The organism is Methylophilus aquaticus (assembly GCF_030769565.1).
GTDB classification, from domain to species: Bacteria; Pseudomonadota; Gammaproteobacteria; order Burkholderiales; family Methylophilaceae; genus Methylophilus; species Methylophilus aquaticus.
In genome coordinates, this window is sequence record NZ_JAVCAP010000006.1 from 44,427 (window position 1) to 58,990 (window position 14,564).

A 14,564-nucleotide genomic window follows, 5' to 3' on the forward strand; every position below is an offset into this window, starting at 1 on the left:
TCATCAGTACAGCGTGTCGCCGATATTATCAGCGAGATTTCGGCCGCCTCTGCCGAACAGAACACCGGTATTGATCAGGTGAATCAGGCAGTGACCAGCATGGATGAAACCACCCAGCAAAACGCAGCCTTGGTAGAGGAAGCGGCGGCTGCAGCTGAATCACTGGTGGATCAGGCGAACCAGCTGGCAGATGTGATTAGCCAGTTTAAACTGGATGGCCGTGTGCAAAGTGGCGGTGTGTCAGCGTCTTACCAGCGGGCGCCGCAGACAAGCCGTACAGTAAGCAAAACGTTTACGGCTAAATCCACGCAGAGCATGTCAGGCGGCGGCGGTGCCAAACCCGTGGCAGTCAGTGCACCAGCCCCTGCGCGAACGGTAGCCAAAACAGGCACGGACGATGGTGACTGGGAAGAGTTTTAATCACTGAAAACCGACACGCATGAAAAAGCCGATAGCCTAGCAAGCTATCGGCTTTTTTGTTCTGGAGGGCATGGTCAATGTGGTCGGAAACTTACATACATCAGGCAAGCCCCGAATGAATAGCTTTTATAAAAACCCTTTTCACAACATTGAATAGCATGACAAAGCCGGGCCTTATTTGCCAATAGAAACAACACTGATTGTCATAAGATGAAAGCATAGGTGAAGCCTTCCAGCGGATTCACCGAGGATGGCTCATGGAATTGCAGGTATTTTACGCTGACGCGCTCGTCTCAGTCTGGTGGTTTAGACCGTGGGCAGTCGCGTCTAATCCTGGGGTTACCAATAAGAGCATCCGTACATAAAAAATGTGGTTTAGAGGTCAACGATTGACTTTAAGCTTAAAAAATATCTGGGAAGAAAAAAGTTTAATTGAACGTTGTTATTTTTTAAGATAAGGAAGTCAATATGCGTTTAAATATCCATTCAATTCAGGGCAAAATTGTCCTGGTCGCTGGATTGTCATTATTCGTCAGTGGGTCAATACTGGTGAGTTCAGCTTTTATTTCAGCAAAAAACAACCAAGAGGTAGTATCCGAAAAAGTCTCATCACTGGTAAATGATGGCACACAAGACAGTTTAAAAAATCTTGCAGGCTCTGAAGCGGGTAAGATTCAGGCCAAATTTGATGTTGCTCTGGATGCAGCACGCACCATGGCGCATACGTTTGCTTTGACCAAGGATGGCTCGGGTGTGCAATTTGGCCGTAGTCAGATCAATGCTGTGTTGCTCAATGTCCTTAAGCAGAATCCGGAGTTTAATGGCACCTATTCCTGCTGGGAACCTGATGCACTTGACGGTAAGGATGATAGCTTCAGAACAGGGGAGGATGGTAATAATAGTCGTACAGGCAGATTTACACCCTATTGGAACCGGGATGATACTGGCCGTATTGCAGTCCAACCGCTGGTTGAATATGACACCATGGATCGCCATCCCAACGGCGTGATGAAAGGTGGCTGGTATATCGGGCCACGCGACACGAATACAGAAAGTGTGCTGGATCCTTTCCCGTATATTGTGCAGGGCAAATCTGTATGGCTCACCACTTTATCAGTGCCCATCGCCAGTAAAGGCAAGTTTTATGGGGTAGCTGGCACAGATTACAATCTCGATTTCGTACAAAAAATTGCGGAAGATGCGAGCAAAAACCTTTTTGATGGCAAAGGTGAAGTGGTGATCGTAAGCAATATGGGCTTGGTTGTGGCAGACAGCCGTAATCCAAAGCTGATCGGTCAATCATTTAAAGATATGGTAGGTGAAGGCGCAGACCAGCATTTAAAAGACATTCAATCGGGTCGTGCGGTCGCCAGCATCAATCAAAAATCCGGTGAAATGATCGCACTTGGGCCGATTGCCCTGGGGCGTACCGGCAAACCCTGGGCCGTAATGATTAAAGTGCCAACGGCAGTGGTGATGGCTGAAGCGCATGCGCTTGATCAGAATTTAACCCAACGGGCCACGCAAGCGGCCATTTGGCAATTGCTGCTGGGCTTGCTAGTGACCGCTACAGGCATCGTATTTATCTGGTTTTCAGCCGCAAAAATTGCAAAACCGATTCGTCAGGCCGCTCAAATCGCGACCGATCTGTCACGCGGTCATACGGATGTATTGATTGAAGTGAACAGTCAAGATGAAACAGGGCAGTTAATGACGGCCATGCAAAGCATGGTGCAATCGATCAAATTATTGATCAGTGATACCAGCACACTGGCCAAATCTGCGGTTGAAGGGGATTTATCAACCCGTGCAGATACCCAGCAACATCAGGGCGATTTCCGTAAAGTGGTCGAGGGCGTGAATCAGACACTCGATGCCGTGGTGACGCCGCTGGAAGTCGCTGCTGGTTATGTTGACCGTATTGCAAAAGGTGACGTACCTGAAAAAATCAGTGTGGAATACAAAGGGGATTTTAATGCCATCAAGAACAACTTGAACCAATGTATTGATGCAGTGAACAGTATGGTTGCTGATGCCAATATGCTCTCTCTGGCAGCGGTAGATGGTCAATTGTCGACCCGCGCAGACGCAGGCAAACATCAGGGAGATTTCCGCAAAATTGTCTCTGGCATGAACAGCACGCTGGATGCGATTGTGAAACCCATCAACATCACCTCCAGCTATCTGGACAATCTGGCTAAGGGGAATATTCCCGCAAAAATCACCGAGCAATACCGAGGAGATTACAGCCTGATTATTAACAACCTCAACACCTGTATTGATGCTGTGAACGCACTGGTGGCAGATGCCAACCAACTGGCACAAGCTGCACAAGAGGGTCGCTTATCCACACGTGCTGATACCGACAAACACAATGGTGACTTCCGTAAAGTCATTCAGGGCTTGAATGGGACATTGGATGCGGTGGTCAAACCGTTAAGTATTGCCTCTGAATATCTGGACAATATTGCCAAAGGTCATATTCCAGCGCGTATCAATGAGCAATATCCGGGTGATTACAGTTTGATTATTAATAACCTGAACACCAGTATTTCAGCAGTGAATGCGTTAGTGGCTGATACCAATTTACTGTCAGAAGCCGCCAAAGAAGGGCGTATTACCGTGCGTGCTGAAGTCAATAAACACAATGGTGATTTCCGCAAGATTATCGAAGGGGTCAACAACACCCTGGACATGATTGTAGAGCCTATTGTGGCCGTGACTGAAGCGGTGGAAACCATTACCACAGCGGCGAATGAAATCTCCAGTGGCAACGCAGACCTGTCTTCCCGTACCGAGCAGCAAGCTTCCAGCCTGGAAGAAACCGCTGCCAGTATGGAAGAACTGGCTTCTACAGTGAAACAAAATGCCGAAAACGCCAAACAGGCGAACCAGATGGCGCTTTCAGCCTCTGCGGTTGCGGTGAAAGGCGGCAATGTGGTCAGCGAAGTGGTCGCGACCATGAGTGCGATTAACGAGAGTGCCAAGAAGATTGAAGACATCATCTCGGTGATTGACGGCATTGCTTTCCAGACCAATATTCTGGCCTTGAACGCGGCGGTAGAAGCGGCACGAGCTGGCGAGCAGGGCCGTGGGTTTGCAGTAGTGGCGGGTGAAGTGCGTAATCTTGCACAACGTTCCGCCAGTGCGGCCAAAGAGATTAAAGAACTGATCAGTGATTCTGTGAGCAAAACGACAGAAGGCACGCGTCTGGTTGAAAATGCAGGCACCACCATGGATGAAGTGGTTTCATCAGTACAGCGTGTCGCCGATATTATCAGCGAGATTTCGGCCGCCTCTGCCGAACAGAACACCGGTATTGATCAGGTGAATCAGGCAGTGACCAGCATGGATGAAACCACCCAGCAAAACGCAGCCTTGGTAGAGGAAGCGGCGGCTGCAGCTGAATCGCTGGTGGATCAGGCGAACCAGCTCTCCGAGGTCATCAGCCAGTTCAAGCTGGAGGGCAGGGTCAGTCGCCAGCGATTCTCCGGCCATGACCATTCAGGGGTTAAGGCAGCGAGTCACGTCAGTAAACCTTCTTCGAGCAAACCCAAATCCGGCAGTGGTGGTGGCACGGCAAGTAGTGCAACAGCGAGTCGTCGCACCTTTGCCAAAACAGGCACTGACGATGGTGAATGGGAAGCGTTTTAGTTGTCCTGATCAGTAAGGATAAAGCCGATAGCCTCGCTATCGGCTTTATATTTTCCGCGGGTGGAGTCGGTGTCGTTGGGGGATGGGTAACGCTTGAGATTTAGGCTGTAAACGGGCTTTTTATCTTGCAATATCGCCTGCTGAAGATTTGTAATAATTGGATAAATCTCGCATTACGAGTCAATGATTGGGTGCGTCTGATGCGCCATCCCACCTTCCTTTTTAAATGGTGAGAGATGAGCTGATCCGTTAATTTGTGGTGGTAACCATGATGTTTAGTCAGCGTATAACGACATCATTTTTCATTTCTTAAGCGTTTGTAATACACATAAAAGGAGGGTGATTTCCCCTTTTAAACAGCATTCAAAGCACTTGAGTATGCTGAATAATCATCATTAATAAGCCGTTAAATAAAAAAATGCTACGCGGATTGAATATTTAGGAGTAATCATGTTTGTAGAGAAATGGCAAGCCTTGGCAGGAAGCTTTTCAAAGATGAAGCTGTCGTCACAACTTGGCCTGATGTTGACTGTATTGGTGACAGGGATCGTATTGACCAGTTTCTTGGACAATCGCACAGATCGTGAATTGGCAATCAATGGCCCACATTATCAGCAAGTGATAAACCATAAAGATTTGGTTGCGGATGTGTTGCCACCTCCTGAATATTTGATTGAATCCTGGTTAACGGCGCTTGAAATGGCAACGATTGCGCACCAGCCAGACCAGGCACTGATTGATAAGAGCCATCAGTTACGTAAAGAATTTGATGCACGTCATGTGTATTGGAAACAAACATTACCTGAATCCAAAATGAAATCCCAAGTGGCAGGCCCATTGTATGATACAGGGATTGCATTTTTCAAAGTGTTTGATCAGCGATTTTTGCCGGCGATGCAATCGGGTGACCAAAAGCAAATTGATCAGGCTTTGCATGACTTGCAAGGCGTTTATCAGCAACACCGCAACGCTGTCGATGAAGTCGTTAAACTTGCAACCTCCGGGGCTGCCAGCATCGAGCAGCAAACGCCGATCATGCTGCAACGAAACGAATGGATCAATTATGGCTTGAATGCGGCATTGATCGGATTTGTCATCGTTGTATGCAGTTTACTGGTGTCCGCCATTAAAATTAATCTGGGTGGAGAAACGTTTGAGGCGCTGGCAGCGGCTAAGGCAATTGTCCGTGGGGATTTTAGCAATCTTGGCAACGGCAAGGATGTCAGCGATATCAATGTGATTGAGTCCCTGAATTTGGCCAAACAGGTGTTGAAAACATTGGATCAGCAAATGGCGAATGTCGAGGCTGAGCACGCCAAGGGTAATCTTGCTGCGCAAATTGATGTCGCGCTGTTTAAAGGTGAATATCGCAATATGGCTCAGGATATCAACCGTATGCTGAATATGCATGCCGAGATTTTGCATAAAACCAGCCAGTCTCTGCAGTCATTGGGCGCAGGGGACTTTAGTGTCCAACTGGATCCTTTACCTGGTGATTTGGCCAGCTTGAATCAAAGCTTTGATGGCTTGAAGAATAACGTGCAAACACTTATCACAGACATTGCGTCCATGGCCAAAGATCATGCGAATGGTGCGTTGGATACCGTCATTGATGTGAACAAATTTAATGGTGACTTTAAGCAGGTTGCTGAAGGTACCAATCGTATGGTGCAAGCCTATGTCGCCGAAACTGACAAGTTCATTGCTGTCATGGACAGCATAGGGCGAGGTGACCTGAGTGCACAACTGGAGCCTATGCCAGGGAAAAAAATCGCAATGAACAAGAGTGTTGATCGCATCCGAGGCAATCTGAAAGGCATCGTGGATTCAGTCAACTGGGTCAATGCCGAACATGAAAAGGGCAATATCGACATGACATTGCGTGCAGACATGTTTAAAGGTCAATTCTCGCTGTTGGCTGAAAGTATCAATCATATTGTTGCAGGGCATATTACGCTGAATCAAAAGGCCATGGCCTGTGTGCAAGCGTTTGGGGATGGCAATTTTGATGCGCCACTGGAAAAATTTCCCGGCCAGAAAGCACAAATCAATCAAACCATTGAGCAGGTACGTACCAATCTGAAAGCGCTCAACAGTGATGCGCAGATGCTCGCTGAAGCCGCTAAAGAAGGCCGTGTCACAGTGCGTGCAGATGCTTCCAGACATCCTGGCGATTATCGCAAGATTGTAGAAGGCATGAACAACACACTGGATATGATTGTTGAACCAGTGCTGACCGTGAAGGCGGCAGCTGAATCAATCAATATCGCCGCGAAAGAAATTGCGCAGGGCAATGCCGACTTGAGTCGCCGCACTGAAGATCAGGCAGCCAATCTGGAGCGGACAGCTTCCAGCATGGATGAACTGGCGACAACCGTCAAACAGAACGCCGAGAACGCCAAGCAGGCCAATCAGCTGGCAGCACAAGCCTCTGATGTGGCAGTGAAGGGCGGCAATGTGGTCAGTACGGTGGTGACCACCATGAGCGACATCAATGAAAGTGCGCTCAAAATTGAAGACATTATTTCGGTCATCGACAGCATTGCTTTCCAGACCAATATTCTGGCCTTGAATGCGGCTGTTGAAGCGGCACGTGCCGGTGAACAGGGCCGTGGCTTTGCGGTCGTCGCGGCTGAGGTGGGTAACCTGGCGCAACGCTCTTCAGTGGCCGCGCGTGAAATTAAAGAGCTGATTAATGATTCGGTGAAGAAAACCGCCGAAGGTAGCCGACAAGTAGAAGAAGCGGGCCAGACCATGCACGAGATTGTGGACTCGGTGAAACGTGTCAGCACCATTATTGGTGAAATTGCTTCGGCTTCCAACGAACAAAGTGCCGGCATTGCGCTGGTTAACGATGCCGTAATTCGCATGGATGACGTGACCCAGCAAAATACGGCGCTGGTTGAAGAGGCCGCGGCAGCTGCAGAGTCGCTCATGGATCATGCCAGTGAGTTAGCCGCTGCTGTAGGCGTATTTATCCTGGAAGAGCAGGGCACAAGCACAAAACAGTATTCAGAAAATGCGGGCTGGGCGGACGATTACCGCAAAGTCAGCAATGGTTAGGGCGGCAATTGCAGCCCTTTATTCAAGTAGTAAACTCATCTTTTTAGGAGCATTAAAATGGCAGTGATTGATCGTGTATTAATTGGTGAAGGTTTGGTCATTGAAGATCGTCCAGATGGTTCAGGCCTCGATTTGAAAAATGTGGCACACATTGACCTGGTGATGGGCCCTCGCGGTAGCGCTGCAGAAGACGCATTCTGCCGTACGCTCACCGACCAAAAACAAGGGGTAAACGGTTTGTTGGCGATTGCGGCGCCAAATATGATGGTAAAACCAAACACCGTCATGTTTAACAAAGTGACCATTAAAGATGGTCGCCAGGCAGTACAGATGTTTGGCCCGGCGCAACGTGGCGTTGCCATGGCAGTGATGGATTGCGTCGCCGATGGCACGATTCCAGTGGAAGAAGCCGATGACGTATTTATTTGTGTGGGCGTGTTTATCGACAGCAAAGCTGACATGGATGACCGTATTCAGGACTGGAACTATCGCGCAACCAAAATGGCGATCAAGAGTGCTGTAAACCGTGAGCCTAAAGCGGCCGATGTTGTGAAACAGTATAAGGAAGCCTTGCACCCATTTGCTGCCAAAACACCAGAAGCACAAAACCGCCGTGTTGAAGACAAGGCTGTTGCTTTGGCGATTGCGCAAATGAAAGAGCGCAGCAAATTGGTAAAGTCAGCTTAATCAGGTAGGCAGTGACCTGTCCACGGATTTGCAGAGGATGATGACGTGAGTGCATTAAAAAAACAAGAACTTGAAGCGCGTGAATTTACATTTACTAAAGATGATTTCGTTAGAATCAAGGGATTGATTTACAAGCATGCAGGCATTTCATTATCCGATGCAAAGACGGACATGGTGTATAGCCGGATTGGTCGGCGCTTACGCGCACTGGACATGCACAATTTCAAGCATTATCTGGATGCCTTGGAAAGTAACCAGCATTCGGACGAGTGGCAGGCGTTTACTAACGCATTGACCACTAACCTGACTTCATTTTTCAGGGAAGAGCATCATTTTCCAATCTTGGCAGAGCATTTAGCCAAACTGGCGGCGCATAAGCTGTCAAAACCTATTCGTATCTGGTGTTCAGCCGCATCGACCGGGGAAGAACCTTATTCGATTGCAATAACGGCTTGCGAAGCCTTTAACTCGCTGAAACCACCGGTAGAAATTATCGCTACAGACATTGACACCAATGTCTTGGCAACTGCAGCTGCAGGTATTTACCCGGTTGACCGTGTCAAAAAAACGTCAGAATCGCGAGTGCATCATTATTTTGAAAGAGGCACTGGCAAACAGGAAGGCATGGTCAGGGTTAAGCGGGCTGTACGTGAGTTGATCTCATTCAGACAGTTAAATCTGTTAGATCAGCAATGGCCATTTAATGATGGATTCGATGTGATTTTTTGTCGCAATGTCATGATTTATTTTGACAAACCGACACAGGGAAAAATCATCGATAAATTCGCGACACTCATGCATCCCGATAGCCTGTTGTTTGCCGGACACTCCGAGAACTTTTTGTATGTCTCGGACCATTTGCAGTTATTAGGCAAAACCGTATACAAACTTAAAACAAATGGCGTGGCACGTTCTAGCCTCTTTACGAATCGGAAATCATCATGAGTGTGATGCAAGAAGAAATTTCGAATACCCTCTATTTTGATAGAACCTTCAATTGTGAGGCAGCAAAAATTTCACCAGGGGAATATTACTACACCGATAAAGACATGTTGATTGTCACGGTGCTGGGCTCCTGTGTGTCTGCCTGTATTCGTGACACCAAAACAGGCATTGGTGGTATGAACCACTTTATGTTGCCTGAGGGTGGCGGTGCAGACAAAGACAGCCCAGTTTCAGAATCGATGCGTTATGGTACTTATGCCATGGAAGTCTTGATTAACCAGTTGCTGCGCAATGGCGCCAGACGTGAAAATCTGGAAGCCAAAATTTTTGGTGGCGGCAATGTATTGCGCAGCTTTACAACCAATATGGTCGGTGATCGAAATGCGGCTTTTGTCATCAAGTACTTGAAGGATGAAGGCATCAGAGTGACAGGTGAAGACCTGCTGGATATCTATCCACGCAAGGTGTACTACTTTCCAAAAACCGGAAAAGTACTGGTCAAAAAACTGAAACAACTGAATAACTACACATTAGTCAAACGTGAACAAGCTTACTCCAGCAAACTCAAAACCAATGATGTGGCTGGTGACGTTGATTTGTTCTAATTTTGCATGCAGGGGGATGTATGAAAACAAAGGTGCTGGTGATTGATGACTCTGCATTGATTCGCAGTTTACTCACAGAAATCATTAATGATACTAAAGATCTTGAAGTGATTGGCACGGCGCCAGACCCACTGGTCGCACGTGAAATGATTAAACAGCTGAATCCGGATGTGTTGACACTGGATGTTGAAATGCCACGTATGGATGGTTTGGACTTTCTGGAAAAGCTCATGCGTTTGCGGCCTATGCCGGTGTTGATGGTTTCAACGCTGACTGAAAAAGGCTCTGAAATTACCTTGCGTGCACTGGAGCTTGGCGCGACTGACTTTGTGACTAAACCTAAAATGGGCATTGCTCAGGGCATGCAACAGTATGCCGATGAAATTACAGACAAAATACGTACGGCAGCCAAGGCTAAAATTAGCACCTTACAGAATATTGCCAAGGCGACCAGCTCGTATGTTCAGCAAAGTGCTTTACGCAACCCACTCATCAGTAGTGAAAAGTTATTGATTATCGGTGCATCCACCGGTGGCACCGAGGCTATTAAGTCGTTTTTACTACAAATGCCTTCCGATTGCCCAGGTATTTTAATCACGCAGCACATGCCAGCCGGCTTTACAAAATCGTTTGCTGATCGCTTGAATAGCCTTTGCAAAATTTCAGTTAAAGAGGCGGCTGATGGCGAGCGAGTTTTACCCGGACATGCCTACATTGCCCCTGGGGACAAACATTTACTATTGGCCCGAAGTGGCGCAAACTATGTTACGCGATTATCAGATGATGAACCTGTCAACAGACACAAGCCATCTGTGGATGTATTGTTTGATTCTGCTGCCGTGAATGCGGGTAAAAACGCTATAGGGGTGATTTTAACCGGCATGGGTAAAGACGGTGCAGCAGGGATGGTGCGTATGAAGTCCTCTGGTGCTTACAATTTTGCACAAAACGAAGAAAGCTGTGTGGTCTATGGAATGCCACGCGAAGCAGTTGCCCAAGGGGGCGTGCATGAGGTCGCACACCTAAAAGATCTGCCGAAGCTGGTTATTAACTATCTGACAACTAACAGTGAGCGGGCGATGCGGGTATAGATGCATCCGAATAAACAGGTAAATCCCGGCTTTATTGACGATAAAATGGTCTATGACAAGATTGATAATGTACGGTATGGGATATGTAACTAATGATAGTGGAGTAACAAATGGCTAATCCAAATACTAAATTTTTAGTGGTAGATGACTTCTCCACCATGCGCAGGATTGTGCGCAACTTGTTGAAAGAGTTGGGCTATAACAATGTGGAAGAAGCTGAGGATGGTGCAGATGCTTTGAATAAGCTAAGAAATGGCGATTTTGAATTCGTTGTTTCTGATTGGAATATGCCGAATATGGACGGCTTGACTATGCTGCAAAACATTCGCGCCGATGCCAAGCTGTCTTCTTTACCCGTGCTCATGGTGACAGCAGAAGCCAAAAAGGAAAACATTATTGCAGCAGCACAGGCCAAGGCCAGTGGCTATGTTGTAAAGCCGTTTACCGCTGCAACGCTTGAAGAAAAACTCACCAAAATTTTTGAGAAAATGGAAAAAGGCGAGGTGTAATCATGACAGAGGCTGTCAATCAGAATGCAGGCCAACTTGTGACAGAAGTCGCTTCTGCCATGATGCAAAGCCTCAACGAAAACCAACAAGAAGAGATGATCAGCCGGATTGGTCATATGACCCGTGCACTACATGATAATTTAAGTGCACTGGGCTATGACAAGGTATTGGAACAAGTCGCTCAAGAAATTCCTGATGCCAGAGACAGGCTCAATTACGTTGCAAAAATGACGGAGCAAGCCGCTGAACGTGTATTGAATGCAACAGATGAGGCGACACCATTACAAACCAGCCTTGCAGAGCAAGCGAGTGCATTACAGGATAAATGGAAGGCAATTCTCGAACGGCCATCATTAAAGTCTGAATACAATGCTACTGTGGAAGAAACCTTGGCTTATTTAACGTTGACTGACAAGAACACCGCCACTACCAAAGCATTGTTGATGGACATCATGATGGCACAGGATTTCCAGGATTTAACTGGCCAAGTCATTAAAAAAATAACGTCCTTAGCGCAAGATCTTGAGCGTCAATTGATTCAGGTACTGGTTGATTTTGCGCCTACCGCCAAAAAAGATGAAGACTCATTGCTTAATGGACCACAAATCGATCCCCATAATACAATAGATGTTGTGTCAAATCAGGAGCAGGTTGACGACTTGCTGGATAGTTTGGGCTTCTAAAACCCATGTAGTTGAAAAAGGCATCGTCGTGACGATGCCTTTTATCTTTATACATATCCAACACGCTCTACAGCAGTCAATGTAGCCAACTCTTTGTCCGTGTAGACTCTTCCTCGTGTAATAAAGGCCTTGCCAGTTCCACAATCAAGAGAAAAAGACCCACTCGACCCTGAAACAGCATCAAGTATAGTATGTGTATTTTGCATAAAACTAAAGTGACTATCGCCCATATAAAACACAGCCCCAGCCAATACTCCAAGTTTGACATCTGAAGGGCTAGGTTTGAACTCTGAGGCTGGCATACACATGGGACCACTGCCTTCACAGCAACCACCTGATTGTAAAAACACAATCGCGCCATATTGCCGGGTGAGTTGCTCAATCAAGTCGATAGCAGAGGGCGTGGCAGAAAGTCTTTCAGTCATTGTTATCTCCCAACAAATCAGTACTATTATAGAGATAAAAAGGGGCGAAAAATTCGCCCCTTTTATGCATTAAATACAAAAAAACTGCTTAGAAAAAGCCCAGTTTTTTCGGACTGTAGCTTACCAGCAGGTTTTTGGTTTGTTGGTAGTGGTCCAGCATCATCTTGTGTGTTTCACGGCCTATACCTGACTCTTTGTAGCCACCAAATGCCGCATGCGCAGGGTAGGCGTGGTAACAGTTTGTCCAGACACGACCAGCCTTGATACCACGACCCATACGGTAAGCACGACTACCATCACGCGTCCAAACACCGGAACCAAGTCCAAAGATCGTATCATTTGCTATGCTCAAAGCTTCTGCTTCATCTTTAAATGTTGTTACGGCTAATACTGGCCCAAAAATTTCCTCTTGGAAAATACGCATTTTGTTATGGCCCTTGAACAGAGTAGGTTTGATGTAGTAACCTTCCGCCAAATTACCTGCCAATACATTACGTTCTCCGCCACAAAGCAGTTGAGCACCTTCTTGGCGGCCAATGTCCATGTAGGACAAAATTTTGTTGACTTGATCTTCAGACGCCTGCGCACCAATCATCGTGTTTGGATCCAGCGGGTTGCCTTGTTTAATAGCGGCAATGCGCGGCATGACACGCTCCATAAATTTATCGTATATGGATTCTTGAATCAAAGCACGGGATGGACAGGTGCAGACTTCACCTTGGTTGAAAGCAAATAAAACCAATCCTTCAACTGCCTTATCCAGAAAGTCATCATCTTCTGACATTACATCTTCAAAGAATACATTAGGCGACTTGCCTCCAAGCTCCAACGTGGCAGGAATGAGGTTATTGGCTGCGGCTTGTGCAATAAAACGGCCGGTGGCAGTCGAGCCTGTAAAAGCGATTTTGGCAATACGTTTGCTGTTAGATAATGGTGCGCCAACTTCACGGCCATAACCGTTTACAATATTCATCACACCAGGTGGAAGTAAGTCGGCAATGACTTCCATCAAAATCAGAATGCTTATTGGCGTGAATTCAGCCGGTTTCATCACCACCACATTACCCGCCGCTACTGCGGGAGCCAGCTTCCAGGCAGCCATTAAAATAGGGAAGTTCCATGGGATAATCTGACCGACAACGCCTAATGGCTCATGAAAATGGTAGGCCACCATTGACTCATCTATCTCGCTAAGTGAACCTTCCTGTGCACGCAATGCGCCAGCAAAATAACGGAAATGGTCAGCAGCTAACGGAATGTCAGCATTCATTGTTTCGCGAATCGGTTTACCATTGTCAACGGTTTCAGCGGTGGCTATCAATTCCAGATTTTGCTCTATCCGGTCAGCAATTTTCAGCAACAGGTTTGAACGTTCTGCAACAGAAGTTTTCCCCCATTTATCAACCGCGGCATGGGCTGCATCCAAAGCCAACTCGACATCTTCTGCACTTGAGCGCGCTGCTTGCGTATAAGGTTTACCTGTAATGGGTGAAATGACATCAAAGTACTCGCCTTTGACAGGTGCAACCCATTTACCGCCGATAAAGTTGTCGTATTTTGCCTTGTAAGGGACTTTTACACCCATGGCCTTCAAAAGATCCAAACTCATATTCACTCCTGTACTTTTTATATAAATGTTATAGCAGAACTGCTCTCCAAACCGCTTTATCGAACCGCAATTCAATATCACGCTAAACAATTGGCGAAGCCTTATAAAATAAGGCTTCAAGCATTTGTTAGTGTGTTAAACATTAACCCTTAAGCAGGACAAAATCAAGCTTTTTCCCGACACTTTTTGATGATATATAAGATATCTGACCACTGATATAAATCAACGGGATCAATGCGATTATTGCTTAAATAATCCGATGCCATAGAGATTCAACAAACACATAAATTATTTGGCGGCCATTACGTTATGGGCTATAATCGCGCCTTCTTTCGGAGAGATGGATGAGCGGTTTAAGTCACCACCCTGGAAAGGTGGCATAGGGGCAACTCTATCGAGGGTTCGAATCCCTCTCTCTCCGCCAACATATAAAATACTCTGCTAATTAAGACTTGGAATGTTTTTACTATAAGAGGGTATATACACCTATAGTAATGAAAAGGCAGAGGTGGCCCCGTTTAGTTGGACAGAATGTTTGCTTTTTTAAGTGAAATATCTTGCGATTCTGTTTAAGCTGCCTTGGGTGTTGCGGGCAGGTGTTTAAAGTAAAACTCATCCGGCGTCAGCCTGTCAAGCGAACTGTGCGGGCGGTCGCGGTTGTATTTTGCGATGTATCTTTCCAATCCTTGTTTCGCCGCAGTGACGCTGGCATAAGCATGCAGGTAAACCTCCTCGTATTTGATTGAGCGCCACAAGCGTTCTACAAATACATTATCTCGCCAACAGCCCTTGCCATCCATGCTGATTTTGATGTCATGCGCCTTGAGCAAGCTGGTAAATTCCAGGCTGGTAAACTGACATCCCTGATCTGTA

At 46.8% G+C, this 14,564-nt stretch carries 11 protein-coding genes, 1 tRNA gene and 1 pseudogene; 10 read left to right on the forward strand and 3 right to left on the reverse strand.

Going from position 1 to position 14,564, the window contains the following annotated elements; all coding sequences use genetic code 11:
* The 9 genes and pseudogenes from Q9291_RS03920 to cheZ all read left to right on the forward strand — a co-directional run.
* A pseudogene (locus Q9291_RS03920) lies at positions 1-420 on the forward strand (methyl-accepting chemotaxis protein); the annotation flags it as partial.
* A gap of 468 nt (positions 421-888) precedes the next feature.
* The gene (locus Q9291_RS03925) at positions 889-4,074 is read left to right on the forward strand and encodes a methyl-accepting chemotaxis protein (protein ID WP_306388702.1); all 3,186 of its coding nucleotides are present in this window, start codon (positions 889-891) and stop codon (positions 4,072-4,074) included.
* A 450-nt stretch (positions 4,075-4,524) separates the two neighbouring features.
* A complete protein-coding gene (locus tag Q9291_RS03930; RefSeq protein WP_306388703.1) occupies positions 4,525-7,137 on the forward strand; it encodes a methyl-accepting chemotaxis protein in 2,613 nt (870 codons plus the stop codon).
* Between the two features lie 57 nt (positions 7,138-7,194).
* On the forward strand, positions 7,195-7,824 hold the full coding sequence (gene fae / locus Q9291_RS03935) for a formaldehyde-activating enzyme (protein WP_306388704.1): 630 nt from the start codon (positions 7,195-7,197) through the stop codon (positions 7,822-7,824).
* 45 nt (positions 7,825-7,869) lie between these two features.
* Entirely contained in the window at positions 7,870-8,769 is a 900-nt protein-coding gene (locus tag Q9291_RS03940) for a CheR family methyltransferase (protein WP_306388705.1), read from the forward strand.
* Positions 8,766-9,374: a chemoreceptor glutamine deamidase CheD gene (cheD, locus tag Q9291_RS03945; RefSeq protein WP_306388706.1), complete on the forward strand. Its 609-nt coding sequence runs from the start codon at positions 8,766-8,768 to the stop codon at positions 9,372-9,374. The genes Q9291_RS03940 and cheD overlap by 4 nt, the downstream gene beginning before the upstream one ends.
* Positions 9,375-9,394: 20 nt before the next feature.
* Positions 9,395-10,465, forward strand: coding sequence for a protein-glutamate methylesterase/protein-glutamine glutaminase (locus tag Q9291_RS03950; RefSeq protein WP_306388707.1), 1,071 nt, complete (start codon positions 9,395-9,397; stop codon positions 10,463-10,465).
* A 110-nt stretch (positions 10,466-10,575) separates the two neighbouring features.
* On the forward strand, positions 10,576-10,974 hold the full coding sequence (gene cheY / locus Q9291_RS03955; RefSeq protein WP_306388708.1) for a chemotaxis response regulator CheY: 399 nt from the start codon (positions 10,576-10,578) through the stop codon (positions 10,972-10,974).
* Between the two features lie 59 nt (positions 10,975-11,033).
* The gene (gene cheZ / locus Q9291_RS03960) at positions 11,034-11,657 is read left to right on the forward strand and encodes a protein phosphatase CheZ (protein ID WP_306388709.1); all 624 of its coding nucleotides are present in this window, start codon (positions 11,034-11,036) and stop codon (positions 11,655-11,657) included.
* Between the two features lie 47 nt (positions 11,658-11,704).
* Here the strand turns inward: cheZ and Q9291_RS03965 are convergent, their stop codons facing one another.
* Positions 11,705-12,082 carry a DUF779 domain-containing protein gene (locus Q9291_RS03965; RefSeq protein ID WP_306388710.1) on the reverse strand — a complete coding sequence of 126 codons (378 nt, stop codon included), beginning with the start codon at positions 12,080-12,082 and terminating at the stop codon, positions 11,705-11,707.
* Between the two features lie 88 nt (positions 12,083-12,170).
* Positions 12,171-13,691: an acetaldehyde dehydrogenase ExaC gene (gene exaC / locus Q9291_RS03970; RefSeq protein WP_306388726.1), complete on the reverse strand. Its 1,521-nt coding sequence runs from the start codon at positions 13,689-13,691 to the stop codon at positions 12,171-12,173.
* A gap of 334 nt (positions 13,692-14,025) precedes the next feature.
* On the opposite strand from exaC, the gene Q9291_RS03975 reads away from it, so the two are divergent.
* Positions 14,026-14,115: transfer RNA gene (locus tag Q9291_RS03975), tRNA-Ser, on the forward strand.
* Between the two features lie 145 nt (positions 14,116-14,260).
* On the opposite strand, the gene Q9291_RS03980 is transcribed toward Q9291_RS03975, so the two are convergent.
* Positions 14,261-14,564, reverse strand: a 304-nt coding sequence (locus Q9291_RS03980; RefSeq protein WP_306388711.1) for an integrase core domain-containing protein, incomplete at its 5' end; no start/stop codon positions are given.